The sequence below is a fragment of the Paraburkholderia rhizosphaerae genome (assembly GCF_004366595.1).
Classification (GTDB): domain Bacteria; phylum Pseudomonadota; class Gammaproteobacteria; order Burkholderiales; family Burkholderiaceae; genus Paraburkholderia; species Paraburkholderia rhizosphaerae.
The window spans coordinates 287,612-306,282 of record NZ_SORE01000005.1; the positions used below are offsets into that span (position 1 = coordinate 287,612).

Annotated in this window: 12 protein-coding genes, 1 tRNA gene and 2 pseudogenes; 8 read left to right on the forward strand and 7 right to left on the reverse strand. The window is 61.3% G+C overall.

The window, feature by feature from the left end; all coding sequences use genetic code 11:
• The first annotated feature begins 1 nt into the window (after position 1).
• From selA to BX592_RS08970, 3 genes are all read left to right on the forward strand, one after another.
• Entirely contained in the window at positions 2 to 1,477 is a 1,476-nt protein-coding gene (selA, locus tag BX592_RS08960; RefSeq protein ID WP_134191300.1) for an L-seryl-tRNA(Sec) selenium transferase, read from the forward strand.
• Positions 1,474 to 3,396 carry a selenocysteine-specific translation elongation factor gene (gene selB, locus BX592_RS08965; RefSeq protein ID WP_134191301.1) on the forward strand — a complete coding sequence of 641 codons (1,923 nt, stop codon included), beginning with the start codon at positions 1,474 to 1,476 and terminating at the stop codon, positions 3,394 to 3,396. Before selA ends, selB begins: the two co-directional genes overlap by 4 nt.
• A 39-nt stretch (positions 3,397 to 3,435) precedes the next feature.
• Positions 3,436 to 3,528, forward strand: a tRNA-Sec gene (locus BX592_RS08970).
• 333 nt (positions 3,529 to 3,861) lie between these two features.
• Here BX592_RS08970 and BX592_RS08975 read toward each other — a convergent pair.
• Positions 3,862 to 4,077: a hypothetical protein gene (locus tag BX592_RS08975; RefSeq protein ID WP_134191302.1), complete on the reverse strand. Its 216-nt coding sequence runs from the start codon at positions 4,075 to 4,077 to the stop codon at positions 3,862 to 3,864.
• 161 nt (positions 4,078 to 4,238) lie between these two features.
• Here BX592_RS08975 and BX592_RS08985 point away from each other — a divergent pair.
• A pseudogene (locus tag BX592_RS08985) lies at positions 4,239 to 4,355 on the forward strand (ATP-binding protein); the annotation flags it as partial.
• Positions 4,356 to 4,514: 159 nt separating this feature from the next.
• On the opposite strand, the gene BX592_RS08990 reads toward BX592_RS08985, so the two are convergent.
• Entirely contained in the window at positions 4,515 to 10,061 is a 5,547-nt protein-coding gene (locus tag BX592_RS08990) for a trifunctional serine/threonine-protein kinase/ATP-binding protein/sensor histidine kinase (RefSeq protein ID WP_208327873.1), read from the reverse strand.
• A gap of 343 nt (positions 10,062 to 10,404) precedes the next feature.
• A complete protein-coding gene (locus tag BX592_RS08995; protein WP_134191304.1) occupies positions 10,405 to 10,983 on the reverse strand; it encodes a lipocalin family protein in 579 nt (192 codons plus the stop codon).
• Between the two features lie 343 nt (positions 10,984 to 11,326).
• Here BX592_RS08995 and BX592_RS09000 point away from each other — a divergent pair, with 343 nt between their 5' ends.
• The gene (locus BX592_RS09000) at positions 11,327 to 11,728 is read left to right on the forward strand and encodes a GFA family protein (protein ID WP_134191305.1); all 402 of its coding nucleotides are present in this window, start codon (positions 11,327 to 11,329) and stop codon (positions 11,726 to 11,728) included.
• 492 nt (positions 11,729 to 12,220) lie between these two features.
• Here the strand turns inward: BX592_RS09000 and BX592_RS34345 are convergent.
• The 3 genes and pseudogenes from BX592_RS34345 to BX592_RS09010 form a co-directional block, all read right to left on the reverse strand.
• A pseudogene (locus BX592_RS34345) lies at positions 12,221 to 12,433 on the reverse strand (kynureninase/PvdN C-terminal domain-containing protein); the annotation flags it as partial.
• Positions 12,434 to 12,508: 75 nt separating this feature from the next.
• Positions 12,509 to 12,697, reverse strand: coding sequence for a hypothetical protein (locus BX592_RS09005; RefSeq protein ID WP_134191306.1), 189 nt, complete (start codon positions 12,695 to 12,697; stop codon positions 12,509 to 12,511).
• Between the two features lie 260 nt (positions 12,698 to 12,957).
• Positions 12,958 to 14,340 carry an NAD(P)/FAD-dependent oxidoreductase gene (locus BX592_RS09010; RefSeq protein WP_134191307.1) on the reverse strand — a complete coding sequence of 461 codons (1,383 nt, stop codon included), beginning with the start codon at positions 14,338 to 14,340 and terminating at the stop codon, positions 12,958 to 12,960.
• Positions 14,341 to 14,457: 117 nt separating this feature from the next.
• On the opposite strand from BX592_RS09010, the gene BX592_RS09015 reads away from it, so the two are divergent.
• Positions 14,458 to 16,008, forward strand: a complete 1,551-nt coding sequence (locus BX592_RS09015; RefSeq protein WP_134191399.1) for a bifunctional AfsR/SARP family transcriptional regulator/alpha/beta hydrolase — start codon at positions 14,458 to 14,460, stop codon at positions 16,006 to 16,008.
• A gap of 174 nt (positions 16,009 to 16,182) precedes the next feature.
• On the opposite strand, the gene BX592_RS09020 is transcribed toward BX592_RS09015, so the two are convergent.
• Entirely contained in the window at positions 16,183 to 16,860 is a 678-nt protein-coding gene (locus BX592_RS09020; protein WP_134191308.1) for an L-2-amino-thiazoline-4-carboxylic acid hydrolase, read from the reverse strand.
• A gap of 354 nt (positions 16,861 to 17,214) precedes the next feature.
• On the opposite strand from BX592_RS09020, the gene BX592_RS09025 reads away from it, so the two are divergent.
• A complete protein-coding gene (locus BX592_RS09025; RefSeq protein ID WP_208327874.1) occupies positions 17,215 to 17,718 on the forward strand; it encodes a VOC family protein in 504 nt (167 codons plus the stop codon).
• 221 nt (positions 17,719 to 17,939) lie between these two features.
• Entirely contained in the window at positions 17,940 to 18,632 is a 693-nt protein-coding gene (locus BX592_RS09030) for an alpha/beta hydrolase family protein (protein WP_134191310.1), read from the forward strand.
• The last annotated feature ends 39 nt before the right edge of the window (positions 18,633 to 18,671 follow it).

Sequence of the window (18,671 nt, forward strand, 5' to 3'; positions counted from 1 at the left end):
GGTGAGCGATGCGGCAACGAGTGAGCGGCGGCGCGCACGTCTTGCGAGTGTGCCCGCGGTCGAGCGCGTGATGTCGATGCACGCGGTGCAGGCGTTGACGCAAGCGTATGGGCGCACGCAGGCGGTCGAGGCAGTGCGCGTGTCGCTTGACGCGCTGCGCGCGGAATTGCTTGCGGATGTAGATGCCGATGTTGCGGCGTCTGCCGGTGGCGACGCGGATGCGTCCGAGGCGGCCACCCGCTATGACGCACAGATCGTTGCGCGCGCAAGTGCTCTTCTCGAACAGCGTGCCCGCGGTCATCTGCGTACGGTGTTCAATCTGACCGGCACCGTATTGCATACGAATCTCGGACGCGCGCTGCTGCCCGACGAAGCGGTGCGTTCAGTGATCGACGTACTGACACGGCCGGCGAACCTGGAGTTCGATCTCGCGACCGGAGCACGGGGCGATCGCGACGACCTGATCGAAGATCTGATCTGCGAACTGACCGGCGCCGAGGCCGCGACGGTCGTCAACAACAATGCCGCTGCGGTGTTGCTGACCTTATCCGCGCTCGCATCGAAGAAGGAAGTTGTCGTTTCGCGCGGAGAACTGGTCGAGATAGGCGGTGCGTTTCGCATCCCGGACATCATGGCGCGCGCCGGCGCGCGTCTGCGAGAGGTCGGTACGACCAACCGCACCCATGCGAAAGACTATGAAGAGGCGATCAATGCGCGCACCGCGTTGCTGATGAAGGTGCATTGCAGTAACTATGCGATCAGCGGTTTCACAAAGAGCGTAGAGATCGACGAACTCGCGCAGATTGCACACCATCACGCGCTGCCAGTCGCATTCGATCTGGGCAGCGGCACGTTGATCGATCTCGCGCAATGGGGGCTGCCCGCCGAACCGACGGTGCGCGGCACCGTCGACGCGGGCGCCGATCTTGTCACGTTCAGCGGCGACAAGCTGCTCGGCGGGCCGCAGGCGGGGCTGATCGTCGGGCGCGAAGCGTTGATTCGCAAGATCAGGAAGCACCCATTGAAGCGCGCGCTGCGTGTCGGCAAGCTCACGCTCGCGGCGCTCGAACCCGTGCTGCGGTTGTATCGCGCACCCGAATTTCTTGCTCAAAGACTGACGACGCTGCGCTTGCTCACACGGCCGGCCACCGATATGCACGCGGCGGCATTGCGTGTGCAGCCTTCGCTGCAACATGCGCTGGGCGAACGCTACGCGGTGACGGTCGAGCCAATGTTCAGCCAGATCGGGAGTGGCGCGTTGCCGGTCGATCAATTGCCGAGCTATGGAGTCGCGCTGCGTGTCGCGACGGCGCGGCGCGGCGGCCGCGCGCTCGTACATCTGGAAAAGGGGCTGCGTGAGTTGCCGCGGCCGGTGCTGGGCCGCATCGCGGACGATACGCTGCGGCTCGACCTGCGTTGCCTCGAGGCTGGGGACGAGGCAGCGTTTATCGCGCAATGCGCGGAGTTGCGCCTATGATCGTCGGCACCGCGGGCCACATCGACCACGGCAAGACGACGCTGGTGCACGCGTTGACGGGCGTCGATACCGACCGTCTGAAAGAAGAAAAAGCGCGCGGCATTTCGATTGAACTCGGCTATGCGTATACGCCACTCGCGAATGGCGATGTGCTTGGCGTAGTCGATGTGCCGGGACACGAAAAGCTGGTCCATACGATGGCGGCAGGCGCATGCGGAATCGACTTTGCGCTGCTCGTCATTGCCGCCGATGATGGCGTCATGCCGCAAACGCGCGAGCATCTGGCCATACTCGAATTGCTTGGCGTGACACGTGGTGCGATTGCGTTGACGAAGGTCGACCGCGTCGATGCGGCGCGGCTTGTGCAGGTGCATCGCGAGATCGATGCGTGGCTCGCGTCCACCACATTCGCTGGCGCGCCGGTTTTCGAAACCAATGCGACATCGGATGGCGACACGGGAGTGGTGCAACTCGATCGGTACTTGCGCGACGCGTCGCTCGCGTTGCACGAGCGACGCGACGACGGCCTGTTCAGGCTGGCGGTCGACCGTGTGTTTACGCTTGCTGGCCACGGGACGATCGTGACCGGCACAGTGTTCGCGGGACACGTCGCGGCAGGTGACACATTGATGCTTGCGCCCGCATTGAAGCCGGTTCGGATACGCAGCATTCACGCGCAGAATCGCGCGACGCAAAGCGGCCATGCGGGCCAACGTTGCGCGCTCAACCTTGCCGGCATTGACAAGGATGCGATCGAACGCGGCGACTGGATTGTCGATGCGCGACTCGCGAAGCTATCGGAGCGGCTGGACGTCGAATTGACGCTGCTGGATGACGCCGGGCTCACGTTACAGCACTGGACGCCTTTGCACGTGCATCTGGGCGCGACGCATCGTGTCGCGCACGTTGCGTTGCTGGATGGCGATACGTTGACCGCGGGGCAGACAGCACGTGTGCAACTGGTGTTCGATACGCCGCTCTGCGCGCTGCCAGGCGACCGCTTTATCGTGCGCAACGCGCAGGCGAATCGCACGGTGGGCGGCGGACGCGTGCTCGATCCTTTCGGGCCGGCGCGCAAACGCAGGACTGCGGAGCGGCGTGCATGGCTCGATGCGTTACGGATATGGCTCGATGACGCGCGCATTGTGCCATTGCTCGAGCAGGCGCCGCACGGAATGCAGCGCTCGATGCTCACATGTTTGACAGGGTTGCCGCACGACGCGGTGCCGTGGCCTGATGACGCGGTCGACATCGCGCTTCACGGTAAAGTAGCCGATGACGGGTTTGTCGTGCTGCGACACCACTGGGTGCAAATGCGCGAGCAGATCGTCGACACATTGCGGCAGTTTCATACGCGCTTTCCCGATGAGCAGGGGCCGGACGCGTCGCGCCTGCGGCGCATCGCTGCGCCGCTCTTGCCGGATGCGTTGTGGCGTGCGTTGATCAATACGCTCGTGGTTGACGGCGCGGTGGCGAAGAGTGGACCCTGGCTGCATTTGCCGATGCATACGGTTTCGCTCGATCGGCGAGAAGAAGCGCTGAAACAGATGCTTTTACCCCTGCTCGAGGCTGGCCGCTACGACCCTCCATGGGTGCGTGAACTGGCGAGTTCGGTGCGTCAGCGTGAAGACGATGTGCGCGCATTGTTGCGCAAGCTTGCGCGGCAAGGCGACGTGTATCAGGTGGTGCGTGATCTTTTCTATCACCGCGATTCGATGCGGGAACTTGCGCTTCTGATTGCGCGGCTGGCGATGGAGCAGGGCGGCGCGCTGTCGGCGGGGGCGTTTCGCGACGCGACGGGGCTGGGGCGCAAGCGTGCGATTCAGGTATTAGAGTTCTTTGACCGCGTTGGATATACCCGCTTTCAGCGTGACGTGCATTTGCTACGGGGTGATAGCGGGATCAGTGAAACGTTGTGAACGCATCTAGTTTCGGGTAGCCGTTAAATCGCTAGTAACGGAAGGCATACGCATCTGGTGGTGCGGCTGGGCTTCAAACCCAGTAGGGGGTGTCAGACACTCTCTGGTAGGTTCGACTCCTGCTGCCTTCCGCCCTTAAGCAATACGGTCACTCGACCGCGACAACTGTCCAGTTACTCATAAATCTTCCGTTCGGCAATTAATTGATTGTATATGCCGCGTCGAAAGTTACATGTTGTTGTTACGTAGATCGCGCACCAATTGAGTAGTGTAGTTCGTTCCCCTAGCGGCCAGATTCCACTTGGCTCTCGCGCGAAGATCACGGACTCTTCTCCCATGCAACGCTGGCAATGTCGCGTCCGCAACGTTTCGCACCTTGATTCGGACATCGTTACTTTCTAGTCTAAGGTTAGCGTATCGGGGAAGCCTGTCATAGGCGTCGTGGCATCCCCGCAAGCAATCACGTCAAGCGGGTAATGCAAGCGCTTGAGCACGCGCGCCACAACTGGATTCAGGTTCTGCTTCATTGATCACATCTCTCGTCTTCTCCCCTTGAGCATAGCAGACCGCCTTACTGCGACAAAGCCCGCCCGTCTGCGGATCGATCCAGCCGAACTGCACGCGACCGTCCGTCGTGAGCACGATCAGGCCGGCCGGTACGCTCCCAAATGGACTATTCATTTCCACCACCATCCGGATTACGTTGCGCTCTGTGTCGTCTGGGTCTGAGCCGCTGTGCGCAAGCGGGATAGACGAAGCTGCTGTGCATCTCGATCTTCGTTTCGGTATTCGAGACAAGGTAGTGCGTGCTGCAGGAGCGGCATGGTGCGACGGCCATGCGTGTGTCGGCGGCCAACGGGCGCACCGATAACGCCGGCATGTCCGGCATTCTCGACCCGGTGATCTCGCGTTTTGCGACGGTCGTCGAGCTCGAACCGACGATCGAGGACTGGACCGCCTAGGCGGTGCGCAGCAACGTGCCGCCCGAACTGATCGCGTTCCTGCGCTTCGACGAACCGCCATTGACCAGATTGCGCCCCTTACAGGCGCCGAGAACGGCTCCTATGGCTGGCGCGAGTTTCGGCCTTCCCGCGCCGCATTGGGCAAACGTCGATCGACTACATCAGCCGCAGGCGCTCATCGTCACCGGGCTGGGCATGTTCTTCGCTCCCGCTTGGCAGCGCAAATTGGAAGACTGTGCCGCGGGGCACGTTTGGCTTCGCCCAGATCTGTCCCCCATGCGCGTCAACGATCGTACGACAGATCGACAAGCCCATGCCCAGGCCACCCGCCTTGGTCGTGTAGAACGGATCGAAGACACGCTCGATTTCCGCTGTGGGCAATCCCGGGCCCGAATCCGAGACGGCAATCGAAACGCACTGCGATGCATCTGCGGTCGTGCTGATCCGCAAATCGCGCGGTCCATCGCGCATTGCGCTCATTGCCTCAATGGCGTTCACGATCAAATTGAGCATCACCTGTTGCAATTGCACGCGATCGCCACGAACAGGCGGCAAACGATTTCCTAATACTGTCTGCAAAGAGACATCATGCTTCGCAGCTTCCCCACGCGTGAGTTCAATGACCTCGCGGACTGCCTCGTTGACGTCCACGTTGTCTTCGTGTGGCGGTGCTTTCTCGACGTGTTCACGAATCCGGCCAAGAATATCACCGGCTCGCTTCATGTCATTCACAATGCGATCAAGCGCCTGTCGGACCTCCTGCAAGTGGGCCGGCTGCGCGCGGAGCCAGTGTATGGCGGCCGCAGCGTTGGTTGCCGCCGCGCCAATCGGTTGCTTGACCTCATGGGCGATCGAAGCCGTGAGCTGCCCCAGCGTCGCGACTCGATTCGCGTGCGCGAGTTCCATCTGCACCTGGCGTAGCTCCGCTTCCGCCCGTTTGCGTTCGCTCAGATCCAGTACGAATGCGACGCCCTGGTTCCCATTTTCTTCGAGGCTTGCCGCGCCAACGAGCACGGGCACCAGGCTGCCGTTTTTCCGCAAGTACTCCTTCTCGAACGGTTGCGCGATCCCGTTCAATTTCAGATCATCAATGGCCCGCGCGTCGCTGTCACGCCACTCGGACGGCGTCAGGTCAGTCGTCCAGCGTACGCGACCCGAGACCAGGTCGTCGCGGTCGTAACCGACGATACGGAGAAACGCATCGTTCGCCTCCAGAATCCGACCTTCGAAGTCCCAGAGCACGATGCCGATGATATTGGCCTCGACGAGGCGCCGGATCTTCGCCTCGCGTTCAGCTTGATCGCGGTACAAACGGGCATTTTCCAGCGTGATCGCGGCCTGCGAGGCCAGTAGCTTCAGCACCGCGATGCGACTCGGCGTGAAGATGCAGGAAGCGAGATTGTTCTCGAGATACAGTGCGCCGATAAGCTTGGCCTGGTTGGTCAAGGGCAGGCAAAGAATCGAGCGCGGCTGGCGCTGATCGATGTACGGGTCCGCGGCATACGACGTCTCTATCGCCGCATCGTCGAGAATCAGGCTATCCTGGGTGCGCACCACGTAGTGCAGAACCGATTCCGGCAATACTGCCGCGGTTACGGGCGCATCGCACCGTTGCACGATGACCGTCTCTCCGCCGGTCGTGGCTTCCGCCACGACCCACTGTTCAGTGCCTCGCGTAAGCATCAACAGGCCGCGCTCGGCACCCCCGTATTCCAGTGCCGTGCGCAGGCACTTGGCGATCAGTTTGTCCAGCACGATCTCATCTGACACAGCCTGCGAAACACTAATCACCGTCGCGAGGTCGAGCTGTTCGACCGATGCCTCGACTGTCCTCGTCGGAGCGAGCACGGTTTCTTCCGTTCTCAGATACGGATATAACGCGTCTAGTTGCCGCACCTTCCCGTCGGCGCCCCAACGGATATAGCTGAATCGGGCTTCCTTCACGTAAGCGCGCGAAGTTGTCTGAAACCCGCGCGCCGCGTAAAACCGTGCGGCAATTTCATTGGCTAGCGCTTCATTGTGGACAAAGCCGTTGGCGCGCGCCGTGCGGATGGCCTGTTCGTAAAGGTCCATCGCGTCCAGCGCGCGGCCTTCAATCCGGGCGACCTCCGCACCGACCAGCGCGGCGCGGTTCTCGAAATTGTCGGGGCAATTTCTCGCCCATACCTGGAGCTGACCGTAATGAGCGGTGAGCGCCTCGAAGTGCCGCTGCCGCGACACGTCTGTTTCCCTGTCCCAACATGCGGCGCGCGTCAGCGCGCCATAGAAGTGATACTCCGCCGTTTCCAACACCGACGGCGAAGCGTTCACCAGCGGTTGCGCTTTGAACGCGGCATCGGCCGCCGCCGGATATCCACCGGCCAGAAAGCGCGCCTGCAGCTTGCGTATCCAGTACCAGCATCCGACAGCGGCCAATGCCGGATGACCTGACAGATAGCGCTCAAAGTCGAGCTCGTTGAACCGCCCATCATCAAACGAGCCAAATTCGGTTGTGAGACCGCGCAGCGTCCGGATCAGCCCAAGCTGCCCGGTGATCCAGACGACGATCGCGCCGAACCCCAATTTGTTGGCAAACTGGAGGCCGCGCTCCGTTTCGCTTTGTGCGTGGTCGAGCGGATCGCCCGCCATCAGAAGATTGGTGTTCAATTGAGCGCAGGCGTACCCCGCATAGGTCAGATCGCCAGTACGGTTCGCGATATGAAACGCGCGCTGTAGCAGGTCACGTCCTGTCCGGACATGCCGGGTCCACGCGCAGACGAACCCGAAGGTCTCGAGCGTCCTCGCCTGAAAACGCTTGAGTTCAGGTTTTTCGGAGAGTTCATAGCCGAGCCGGGAAAATCGAAATCCAGCGTCATAGTTGTCGAAATAAGGGCCGGCCAACATCGCAAACAACTCATACGCGACACATGAGGCGTCGCCGTGGCCGTGCTCAAGGCTGAGGTTGACGGCCCGGCAAACTGCCAGGGAAAACAATTGCAACGTGGTACTGAAGTACGCAGGCACTGCCATTCTTATCAGGAGCTCCATCGTAGCGAGCGCGTCGGGATTGCTCATCAAGGGCAGTTCATGGAGTTCCTCGATCGTGCGGCTGCCGAGCCGCGACCAGATCCGCTCGTATTCGCGGCGCGCTTGCTTTTCGGTCGGATGCTGCGGCCAATCAATTCCAAGGTCGCGGAGCGAGTCGAGACCGACCACGACGGCCCGGTCGTTTTGATCGGTAGTCATGTACAAATCGACCCGCAAACAGGCCACCGTTGCGCGTTGGACTGTGGTGCCGGCGCGCATTGACAGCACCGCCAGGCGCGCCTCGGCTTCCGTCAGTGCGCCCGTCGCGAACTCAGATTCGGCGCGCTGCAGCTCCAGTGCAAAGCTCAGTTCGTTACGACGCTCCCAGGCATCTTCCGGTAGCAACGTCGCACCGGCGGCGAGGTAGGTTAGCGCCGACGCATAGGCAGCCGAAGCCTTGGCGCGCTGGCCCGCGATCAGATTGAGTTCGGCCAGCTGCTCACGCTCGTCCTGCGAGACTATCAAGGTTGCACCACGGTTAAGGTGGTTGACGACGTCGAAGATCGCCTCTTCCTGCTTCTCAGCAGGCGTATGCGCTGCGAGCAGCCTGCCTACCTGAAGGTGCACCTCGCTGCGCCGTTCCGGCGAGATCAACGAGTAGGCTGCTTCCTGTACGCGGTCATGCACGAACCGGTAAGCTCCGGCCAGGCGCTCGATCAATTCCTGACGGACCGCAGGCCATAGCGCCGCGTGGACCTGCTCCTCCGGTGTCTCGAGAACGATTGACACGGTCGCCACCCTGGCTGCGTTGCCCAGACATGCCAGCAGCGGCAACGCCGTCTGCGTTTCGGCCGGCAAGCGAGAGAGCTTGTCGACCATCAGGTCTACGACGTTGTCGGTGTAGCGCATGGCGCGGATGCACTCTACATCCCAGGACCAGCGCGCAGCTTCATGATCGAAGGTAAGAAAGCCCTCTTCGGCGAGCGCGTATAGAAACTGAATGACGAAAAACGGATTGCCACCGGTCTTCTCATGCACGAGTTGCGCAAGCGGTGCGGCACGCTCCCGCTTGCAGTGCAGCGCGTCCGCAATCAACTGTCGCAGATGCGTTTCGGCGAGCGGCGCCAGCGCAATCTGCGAGAGGTTACCGCCGGCAGCTTTGATCGCTTCGAGCTTGCGCATCAGCGGATGGTCGGCCGTGACTTCGCTATTGCGATAGGCACCAATCAACATCAGATGCTGTAGATCGGACCCGGTCAAGAGGCCGTCGAGCAGATCCAACGTTGCCGCGTCGAGCCATTGCAGGTCGTCGAGAAAAAGTACCAGCGGGTGTTCTGCTCGGGCAAAAACGCCGATGAAGCGCTGGAGCACCCATTGGAAACGCCGCGGGGCGTCCTGTGGCGGCAGCTCGGGGACCGGCGGTTGCTCGCCGATGACGAACTTCAGGTCGGGGACAATGTCGACCATCAGGCGTCCGTTCGGGCCCAGCGCCTGCAACAGGGCGTCGCGCCACTCGGTGAGCTCGGTGTCGCTCTTGCCGAGCAGAAGCCTCACGAGGCCTTGGAAAGCCAGGGCGAGCGTCGCGTAGGGTATCTCGCGCTTTAACTGGTCGAATTTGCCTGCGGCAAAGAGTCCGCGCGGCACCAATGCCTTGTGCAACTCGTTCACGACCGCTGACTTGCCAATGCCCGCATAACCGGAAACGAGCACCAGCTCCGGCGTGCCACTCCTGACGATGCGATTGAACGAGGCGAGTAAAGCTTGGACTTCGCGATCCCGCCCGTACAGCTTCTCCGGGATCAGCAGCCGATCAGGCGTGTCCTGTCGCCCCAGTGGGAACACTTCGATGTGACCGTGGTGTTCCCACTGCGTGACGCACCGTTGCAGATCACGCTCGACGCCGCTCGCGGTCTGATAGCGCTCCTCGGCGGTCTTGGCGAGCAGCTTCATGATGATTGCCGAGACCGTCGCGGGAACCGTCCCCACCCGTTCGCCAGGCGGCACCGGCTTGCGTGCGATATGGCAGTGCACCAATTCCATCGGGTCGGCCGCGGTGAATGGCAGGGTCCCGGTGAGCATTTCATACAGCGTGACACCGAGCGCGTAGAGATCGCTGCGCGCGTCGATGGAGCGGTTCATGCGCCCGGTTTGTTCGGGGGCCATGTAGGCGAGCGTGCCGGCGATGGTCTCCGGCGGCTCGGGCGCCTGCCGTTCGCGGGCCAGGTGTGACGCGATACCGAATCCGGTGAGCCGCACTTCACCATTCGCATTCACAAGAATATTGCCTGGTTTCAGGTCCTTGTGGATCAGGCCTCGCTGGTGCGCCTTGCTGAGCGCGGTGACGATGCTGATGGCGAGGCGCAGGAAGCACCCCAGTTCCAAAGGGGCCGTCAAAAGACTAACGAGCGGCTCGCCGCCAGGATCCTCGAGCAACAGGAGAGTTCGATCACCTTCGCGCAGCAGTTTCAGCGGCCGCGCGGCCCAGGTCGATTCCAGTTCTTCCCTCAGTCCGTACTCATGGACCAGACGCTCGACGCTCGCAAGCGTCGGGTATTCGGAGGTGGGTCGGACGGCCAGCACGGCGCGCTGCGCGCCATCGATTGGCCACCCGGTCCGGCAAAGCGTGCACTCGCCGTCGTCCCATAAGACCTGGAAGCCGCTACCCCGATGCGCGCCGAACTGATGAGAAGGATCCAACTGGAAGCCTCCATCGCTAAGCCCGGTTGTTGCCGCGAAGGGAAAAGCGCTTTACTCACGTCGGCCCAACCGGTAAGAGCTTAGTCTGCCATAGGTGAATACAGCAGGAAAAGTTTGGCACTCGAAGGCTGGGTATGGTCGCACTCCTCTGACGTTTCGACGATGGCGGCTGCAAGCGTCGGGTCGGCGGCCAACAGCAGACGTTCGCGGAGAAAAGTCGATGGCTGCGAATGGCCGAAACCGGCAGTTGCAGGATGCGCTGCGGCCCTCATCGGTGCCGCGCATTCGCAACTCGGCCCTGCCCGCCGAATGCCCTTACGCTTGTTAGTGTGCCTCCACACAATCAATGACGTAACGGTGTGAGCTCCAGATATGACCCACTCTGTTTCGTAATTCTGACGAGCGACCAATCGTAACCGAGCGCTTTCACGCGGGCCTCAAGACTGGCGAGAACCTCGGGGGCCGGGTGCGCTGAGCGCGTCAGTACCCACAGGTAGCGACCCGACGGCTCGCCCACAATCGTCCAGTCATAATCGTCGCCATGATCTAGCACCCAGTAATTCCCGTAGAACGGCCCGAAGAACGACACCTTCAGCTTTGAATACGTTTCCGGGTCCGCAATTTTCGCTTTGCCGACCGATTCTCTGAAATCGCCGAAGCCGCGGCGGCCGCGATTGACGACCTTGACCGTGCCATCGTCGTTAAGCGAGTACGCCGCTGTGACGTCGTCCATGTCCTTCTCGAACCACGCCTCATAGCGAAATTGTTCGTACCACAGGCCCATGTATCTGGAGAGGTTCACCGATCGGAGCGGCTGCGGCACCGCGTGGTTGCCGACCGGTCCGGGTCGGCGGATGTACGCGCACGCCCCCAGAAGCAGTGCCGTTCCAGTTAGCGCTGTGGCGATAATCTTTCTTTGCATGGCTGCATAGTCCCTTCGACACCGGAGCGATGAATATACTAACCTCTCCTGACGGAGAATCATGCCTGATAGCCAATTCGACGCTTATAGAAGCTAGTGCAAACCGATTTCGACTCCCGCTTGACAGCGGTCGCCTGCGTCCGGCTCAACTCGCCCCACGGCGGCCTCTAAGCTTTTCTGGAGGCGGTCATTCGTTACCGCAGAATCGATTTCTTGGAAAGGTAAATTAATGCGCATCTCGTTAGATGCCTGCCCACGACCGAGGCAGAGGTTCTCACACCGGGTTACGCCGAAGCATTGACACTAGATGTGTACAACACCAAGTCTAAGGAGCGGGCATAGCATGACCGAAACGAACCGAACCGCTAGTTGCGCTTGCGGCCAACTCACAGCTACGACATCGACTGCCCCGGTTGGCGTCTCCGTTTGTCACTGCCTGGATTGCCAACGCAGAACCGGTAGCGTGTTCGCTGCGCAGGCACGATTTCTCGCAAGGTCGGTGACCATTACCGGTACCTCAAACACATTCGTTCGAGTTGGTGACGGCGCAAGCAAGAGCGCGTTCCATTTCTGCCCCACATGCGGCGCCACGGTGTACTACACCAATGAGGAACGTGAAGACAGCATCATTATCACCGTTGGGGCATTCGCAGACCCGACATTTCCCGCCCCAGACTTCTCCGTGTACGAAGAACGCATGCACTCCTGGGTTGAAATGCCCCGGGGCATCGAGCGCATGGATTAGCCAGCGACAGCGGTCATCTTAGCTACCCGAGTTTCATTGTCGACAATTTGGATGCTCGCATCGACCGTCTCTTGTTGGCCGCGTGGAGGCAATGCCACCTGCGATCTGCTAACCGAAGACCGGCCATTGAGCGAGGGCGGACGAGGCCTCGGTCAGCCAAACTGGACGACGACCTCGACCGGCCGCTCGTGGCCGCACTCCGTCCGATGCTGAATCGATAAGGCACGCGGCGTATTCAGCGTGCGGCAGTCACAACCCGACCCGTTGCGGTCTCTGATAAAACAGCCCGTGAAGGTCCAATCTCTGCATGAAGCGGACGTCGGCGACATGGCCGACTACGTCCTTCCCGTCGAAAAGTGCGCCGCTAGATCGCTTACATGATGGCACCGTTTACCGAGGCCCCTCAGCTCAGGCCAGGTAAATTTTCGGGAACACACATGCATCAACCAGTCGGGAATAACGCCATTTTTAACGAGGCATAGAACACCTCAACTAGCGAACGAGCGCGGCGTAAAGCGCGTCGATAGCGTCCGATACATCGACGCCGCGTGTGTAGAGCGGTGCGAAGCCGAAGCGCAACACGTGCGGCTCACGATAATCGCAGAGCACGCCACGCTCCTTTCGAGCTCGCACCACCTGGTGCGCCTCGGGATGCGCGAAACTCAACTGCGAATCACGCCTTGCGTGCCCGCGCGGGGTGACAAGCAACCTCGCGAGGGTCGCGATCGGCAGCACGCGACCCGAAGGGAGCTGCACTTCGCAAGCGATCGAGCGACGCCATTACGGCGTTGGCGGGTGCAGCCGTCCGTCGTCGCCGAGCACCAGACCTTGCCAGGTCGCGGGCTTGCCGGATATTTCCCAGGCCAGAATCTGTTGCGGCGTTCTGCCGATGCCGCCGCGCACGTTCGCGAGCGCCGCGGGTTCGAGTTCCTTCGTCATTGGCAGGTTTTTGATGGTCAGCGTGTTCATCGTGGTGCTCCTTCGGTGACGTGGCGAGCCGGCTGGCGAGCCCACGCTCTGAAAGGCACGGAGCGTGCCAATCACGTGAAGCCCGCCGCGACGGCACAGCACGTTCAACGGTGACGGGCGGGGACCAACAATCGCTCAGGGCATGTTGGCGGGGAACCGTCGAGCGACCTACGTCACACGCATTCGCACCACGCCTGATCACTTCGAAGAAGGAAATCTGACGCGCTGCCTTGGGGATACCCTCGAATGGCGCCCGCCGGTCATGACGATGCGCAATTCCGCCTCGCTGCTTCGGTTGCAGGCGAGGGAATCGATAGCACAGGCCTCCGGTTGCCCTGCCAGACCCGCCTGGCGATCGCGGGGCTGAGCAGCAACGACGGGGGCATCATGAGGTTGACGACCTTCAGAAACGCTGTCGCCAGCATGCTGTCGCGTTGAGCGGCAAGGTGAAGCTTGCCAATGTACCAGTTGATGAAACGCAACATCAGTGGGCGGGCGCCCTTGACTCGTGGATGGCGGAGGTCGTTGCCAACCGCCATGTCCCACGGAATATCGACGATCTTCGCGGCCGCTCCGAAGAATCGACGCGCAAGATCGTTCGAACCCGCCCGCAGGCACCGCTGTAGCGCGAGCGCTTCCTCCGCCGCGACCGTCATGCCCTGCCCGTAGAGAGGATTGAAGCTGCAGATCGCATCACCGAAAACCAGGTAATTGTCGGGGAAACGTGCGAGCTTCTCGTACCGCCGACGCAGGTTGCAGACGTAGCGGTAGCGCCTGTAGCCGGTTAGAGGCTCCGCCCTTGCGACAACGTCGTGAATCTCCATGGTCGGCAACGTCGCAAGATACGCGAGAAAGCCTCCGTCGTTGTCGGGCGCATCGTCGCCAAAATAACCGCCGGTACTGACGATCCAGCTGTCGCTTTCCTGCGCGAGCATGACGCCATTGCGCCAGTTCGGCGCACTACCGGCGACAACGATACCGTGCTTGCCATCGAGATCAGCAGGTCGGCGTCGATAAGTACGAGTCACGTAGCTGATGCCGATCTCAACCTTCTCCCTGGTGGGAGGTTGGTAACCGAACTCTTCCAGCCACGCCACACTGGAAGAGCCACGGCCAGTCGCATCGACGACAAGGTCCGCGTTGATAGTCTCTTCCGCCTTGCCCTCGGCAAACGCGCGCACACCGGTCACGCTCCTGTGTGCGGAGTCGGTCGCAAGACCCCGCACCGCGCAATTTTCGATGGCGCGCACGTTCGGCAACCTCATAAGCCGTCGGCGTAGATGGCCTTCGAGCACGGGACGGCTTGCAAGCAGACCGATCAGGTCGCTCGCACTGTTAGCAAGCCTGACGTTGTGGCCTATCCAGATCACATCGTTGGCCACATCACCGATCAAACCGCCGCTTTGCGTAACGACCTCGCTGTTATATCCGGGAAAGAATTTCTCGAGTACCGCGCTGCCGCGCGCAAGGAGTCCATGGGTATGACAGCCTTGTGGCACACCCTTGCGCGGCGCGTCTGCGTCCGGAAACGCGTCGCGTTCGAGCACGGTGACGATGGTATAGAAATCCGACAGTACGCGGGCGGCCAGCAGCCCGCTCATGCTGGCGCCGATCACGATGGCATGTTCACCCAGTTTCTTCATGGCAATACTCCAGTTCGATCCGCGCGATAGGTGCAGCGACCCTCATTTGCGGTGAATGGTAGGATTGGTTCGTCCCCTGAGCGTCCCTTGGGCGCCGTCATTGAGGGTCGCCTCGCCATGGCTCTATTTAGCGTGCGGACGCTTGGATTTCCGGAGATCCGTCGGGATCACAGGCTGTGCCAACTACCCTTGCGCAAAGGCCTGGCTCTGTTGGTCTACCTGGCCGAAGCGGAGGGCTCGGTCGGGCGCGACGTCCTTGCCACCATGTTGTGGCCGGAAGGCGACGAGGAGGTTGTACGGGCGCGGCTGCGGCGTCTGTTGCATCGCCTCCGGCACGCGCTCGGCGACGACACGCTTACCATAGATCGGTCTACGGTTAGATGGTCGACAGCGATCACTCCGCAGGTGGATTCCCAACTGTTTGAGCAAGCCTGCGACCGCGGCGAATTCGAGCAGGCGTGCTGTCACTATGCCGGCGATTTTCTCGAGGGTTTTTCGCCGGGCGACTGCCCGCAGTTTGACGAGTGGGCTTTTTTTCGCCGGGAGGCCTTGCGCGGCCGGGTGATCCAAGCACTCGAGCGAGTGGTGCACGACAGGAATGCGGCGGGCGACTACGCGGCCGCGGCCGCGCACGCCGGCCGTCTTGTTGAGCTCGATCCGTTCAGCGAAGTCTACGGCCGGCACCTCATCCGCAACCTTCTGCTCGCGGGAGACCGGGCCACCGCCCAGCGCCACCTTGAGGCTCTGACGCAGCGTCTTCGTGACGGGCTGAATACGGCCCCTGAATCCGAGACCCGCGCGCTGCTTGATGCCGGCGCAACGTTGCGCATCGAGGACCCGCCGTCGACGCGCTACGTCAGCAGTGGCGGCGTCCATCTGGCATTTCAGACTTACGGCGCCGGCCGCGTTGATGTTCTGGTGCTGCCCGGTTTCGTGTCTCACGTCGAACGGGTGTGGGAGGAGCCCCGGTGCCGGGCGTTCCTGTCTTCTCTCGCTGGGATGGGCCGTCTCATCCTGTTCGATCGTCGCGGCGTCGGGCTTTCCGACCGGGTCGGGTTCAATCCCAACGTCGACGCGACCGCGCAGGACATCGGCACCGTACTAGACGCCGCTGGCAGCCAAAGGGTCGTGTTGTTCGGCGCGTCGGAGGGTGGGCCAGCATGCATCAAGTTCGCCGTTGATCACCCCAACCGCGTTGCCGGTCTCATTCTGTTCGCTTCGCTGGCGAAGGGAACCGCAACGCACGACTATCCCCACGCACTCCAAGCGAGTCAGTACGACATGTGGCTGCAGCAGCTAGTCGCGTTCTGGGGCGGCCCAGCAGGCATTGAGACATTCGCGCCGAGCCTGTCCGGCGATCCTCGGGCGAGAGCCTGGTGGGCAGGCCTGCTTCGCGCCGCGTCGAGCCCGGGCGCCATCAAGGGAGTGCTCGTGGCGTTGCGCGACATGGATGTGCGGCATCTCCTGGGTCGAATTTCAGTGCCGACCCTGGTGCTGCATCGTCACGATGACCGCGCCGTTCGCATCGGCGCCGCCCGGCATCTCGCCAGCCACATTGCGCAGGCGCGATTCGTCGAGCTCGACGGCGCTGATCACTGGCCCTTCGCGGGCGATCAGCAACCCGTTCTGGAGAAGGTCAAGCAATTTGTTGGCAGTCTCGCGGGGTAACGGTGACCGGGAGACGCCGCGCAACTCGATGTGAAAAGAGTGAGATTCAGAGAAAACTCCGCATCGACGCGCGGGTATGGGGTAATGGTCCGATATCCTTGGCGGACCGGCCACTCGAGTGCCAATCGTTCAGCTTCCCGCGAGCCGCCCCTCGAGGCCTACGCGCATGTCGTCCTAGGCCTTCGGGAGCCGTGAGAATCGGAAATTGCAATGGCTCGCGCCGCCTGCCAGTGTTTGTGTCCTTTCCAGGCGGATCCCTCGCGTTGCATAGGCGTCGAAATCAAGTCCGCAGATGCTCGGCAAGATTTCCTTGTCTCCATGGCGAGCCGCGAATTTGCAAAAGCCACACGCTGTGTAGTCGATGCCGAACTCAAAATTGTCATCCGGGCCCGGCTCGACAAAATCGTAGACGAAATCTTCTGAAAACTCTCTCTGATGACTTTTTGCAGCCTGCTCGCGCAGCAAAGTCTGATTCTCTGGCGACATGAATTGACGCCCGGACGCGAGACGTTCCGCTTCGGGCACGGTGAGCAATTGCGCCTTATAGGTTTCTCGCTCAATTTCGCCGATCATGGATAGCGAAACGCCGTGTCGCCGCAGCACTCGGCCGATAGCCATGAATCCCATCAGACGCATGAAGAAGTCGCTCATACGACTTGCCGCGCCTCCGACATAGGGCATTTGCGTGAGTACGATTTCGAGTTCGTCCATCACCTCCTGCTTGATCCCATCAATATCGGATAGATGTGCGCGCGCACGCAGCATCGCTTCAGCAAGGTCGAGGCGATGCCGCATGGCAGCCTCCATATCACCGCGATGCGACTCGTAAAAAGGATGAATGACCCCGGCCATTGGACACCTCCTTAACACCACGAACTCAAGCTAAGCTTACTCGACAATTTTTACCGCTGCCACAGTCGTCCTCGCTTTGAGCTTTCACGAAATGAGCACAAGAAAGCGGAGGACAGGATTGCACGAAGCGTTACGAGGTCGCTGATCAGCGGACCCAGTGAAATTTAATATTGACATTCGTGTCAAACACACTTTGTCCGTTAATAATGACAGATCTGTCCAATATCGTGTTGCGACCGTCGATCGCCCACCTCGTGCAACGAGATGATCGCGTACGGTAACGTGGGACGGTGCGGGCACAGCCCTCTCTTGTATAGAAGGACATATGACTGGCTATCACCAGATATCAAAGGTTTGCATCACAACGCGTACCGATGCAGGGATTCTGAAGAAACGCGGCGTTTCTATGACGATCTGCTCGGACTACGGCTAGCGAGCGCGTTTGAACTCAGTGCGACCAAGACCGGCCGTCCAATCAAGGCCTTACATAGTTTCTTCGAAATGGGCGACCACTCCTTTCTCGCGTTTTTCGAAGTCGTGGGGGAAGAGCGCGAGGGTATGTTTGAACCCAAGTCAGATTTCGATCTGCACATTGCTCTGGAAATTCCCGATGTGCGGACCCTGATGAGCTACAAGGAGAAAGCGGTCGCCGCTGGCGTCGAAGTGCGCGGTCCATCGGATCATGGGGCGATTCAGTCAATCTACCTGCGCGATCCTAACGGTTACGTCATCGAGTTGACGGCACAGGTGGAGAAAGATGAGAAGAGCATTGAGCGTCGCTTACTCGAAGCCCATGGAATACTCGATCAGTGGCAACGTACCAAGTACGAATCGCCGACGCCAGACGCGGTCAACTGAAAGTGATCGATCCGGACTTAATGATCCAGGCGGAGCGCACCAGGCGAAGCAGACTTGGCGAAGCCGGGCCACGCTGCCGCAGATGTCTCAAAGTGCGGATCACGCTGCGGCCCGGCAAACTCCACCTGCGCAATGTCTTGCCGGAGGCCGCCACAAACGCTCCCCGATGCCTCATTGATGCAGAATCGGGGCTGAGGCCACAATGACACGACCTGAATACGATGGACGACCCAGAATCGCTTTCCATGGCACTGCCCGACGGCACTAAGGTCTCTGCGCTCCTTCGGGTGCCGGAGGGCGCGCGAGCCCTGTATGTCTTCGCACACGGTGCCGGGGCGGGCATGCAGCACGCCGGCATGTCGTCATTGGCCGACGCGCTTGCGGCGGTCAATGTCGCCACATTGCGCTACCAGTTTCCGTACATGGAGCGGGGCTCCAGGCGGGTGGACTCGCCGGCCGTGGCACATGCTGCCGTGCAGGCCGCCGTCGCAGAGGGCCGCCGGCGGTTGCCGGCCCTGCCGCTCTTCGCCGGCGGCAGGTCGTACGGCGGCCGCATGACGTCCCAGGCCCAGGCCATCTCCCCACTCGACGGCGTGCGTGGCCTCGCTTTCGTCGCGTTCCCGTTGCACCCGGCGGGCGCGCCCGGCGTGGAGCGGGCACGGCACCTGGCGGACGTCACGGTGCCGCTTCTCTTTCTGCAGGGCACGCGCGACAAACTGGCGGAGCTTCACCTGCTGAGGTCGGTCGTCGAGACGCTGGGGCCACGCGCCACGCTGCATGTGGTGGACGACGCAGATCATTCGTTACACGTGCGCGCGTCCTCCGGCCGGACCGACGCGGAGGTCGTGCTCGAACTGGCACGGACGATGGCGGCGTGGTTCTTCGGCGAAGGAGGGTTCGTGCCCGTTACCTGAGCAAGCGCAGGTATGCAGGAATGCTTGTAGCAGAGTCGG

Excerpts from the sequence above, each read along its gene's own strand:
- selB (WP_134191301.1), top strand. The coding sequence starts at position 1,474 with ATGATCGTCGGCACCGCGGGCCACATCGACCACGGCAAGACGACGCTG.
- BX592_RS08975 (WP_134191302.1), bottom strand. The coding sequence starts at position 4,077 with ATGAATAGTCCATTTGGGAGCGTACCGGCCGGCCTGATCGTGCTCACG.
- BX592_RS08995 (WP_134191304.1), bottom strand. The coding sequence starts at position 10,983 with ATGCAAAGAAAGATTATCGCCACAGCGCTAACTGGAACGGCACTGCTT.
- BX592_RS09000 (WP_134191305.1), top strand. The coding sequence starts at position 11,327 with ATGACCGAAACGAACCGAACCGCTAGTTGCGCTTGCGGCCAACTCACA.
- BX592_RS09005 (WP_134191306.1), bottom strand. The coding sequence starts at position 12,697 with ATGAACACGCTGACCATCAAAAACCTGCCAATGACGAAGGAACTCGAA.
- BX592_RS09010 (WP_134191307.1), bottom strand. The coding sequence starts at position 14,340 with ATGAAGAAACTGGGTGAACATGCCATCGTGATCGGCGCCAGCATGAGC.
- BX592_RS09015 (WP_134191399.1), top strand. The coding sequence starts at position 14,458 with ATGGCTCTATTTAGCGTGCGGACGCTTGGATTTCCGGAGATCCGTCGG.
- BX592_RS09020 (WP_134191308.1), bottom strand. The coding sequence starts at position 16,860 with ATGGCCGGGGTCATTCATCCTTTTTACGAGTCGCATCGCGGTGATATG.
- BX592_RS09030 (WP_134191310.1), top strand. The coding sequence starts at position 17,940 with ATGGACGACCCAGAATCGCTTTCCATGGCACTGCCCGACGGCACTAAG.